Raw genomic sequence first — 943 nt, 5'->3', positions numbered from 1 at the left:
CCGATTCTAATTACGATGAAGTGCGCCAAATCTGGAATGGCATGATTGATCGCAAGCCGAGTTTGATTGCTCGCTGTAAGTCGGCAGATGACGTTGTGATGGCGGTTAACTTTGCGCGAGACAATGGTCAGCTACTTTCTGTACGAGGTGGGGGACACAATATTGCGGGCAACGCTGTCTGTGATAATGGGGTCATGATCGACCTGTCGCTCCTTACCCAAGTCCGAGTCGATGAAAATGCCAAGAGAGCGTTTGTTGAGCCGGGCTGTACCTTAGGCGACTTAGACGAAGCCACTCAAAAACACGGGTTAGCGACCCCGGTGGGAATTAACTCTACCACTGGTATTGCTGGTCTTACTTTAGGTGGTGGTTTTGGTTGGTTGAGCCGTAAATACGGTATGACGATAGATAACTTAGTCTCTGCTAACGTCGTTACTGCCGACGGACGCCAATTGCTTGCCAGTGAAACAGAAAACGAGGATCTTTTCTGGGCGCTGCGCGGAGGCGGCGGTAATTTTGGCATCGTTACGCAGTTTGAATTCCAATTGCATCCCGTTGGCCCTGAAGTACTGAGTGGTTTGATTGTCTTCCCGTTTGATCAAGCTAAATCGGTCATCACGCAGTTTGCAAAATTCACCGAATCTGCGCCAGAAGAGTTAAGTGTGTGGATGGTGAGTCGTAAAGCACCGCCACTCCCATTCTTACCTGAAAGCGTTCACGGTAAAGAAGTAGTCGTACTGGCGATATGTTATGCAGGCGACCCATCCGAGGGTGAAAAGCTAATTGCACCACTCAGAGATTTTGGTGACGCACATGGTGAGCATGTTGGCGTACAACCATTTGCTGCATGGCAACAAGCGTTTGATCCCTTGCTTACTCTGGGCGCACGTAACTATTGGAAATCGCATAACTTTAACTCGCTAAGCGAAGGTGTCATTGATGC

Annotated in this window: 1 protein-coding gene; it reads left to right on the top strand. The window is 49.2% G+C overall.

What is annotated here, in order from left to right; all coding sequences use genetic code 11:
• Positions 1-943, top strand: a 943-nt coding sequence (locus R7O13_RS24940) for an FAD-binding oxidoreductase (protein WP_318304953.1), incomplete at both ends; no start/stop codon positions are given.

The organism is Vibrio sp. Y176 (assembly GCF_033438945.1).
Note: the sequence above shows the minus strand (reverse complement) of the source record. Positions and strands in the feature narration are given on the sequence as shown.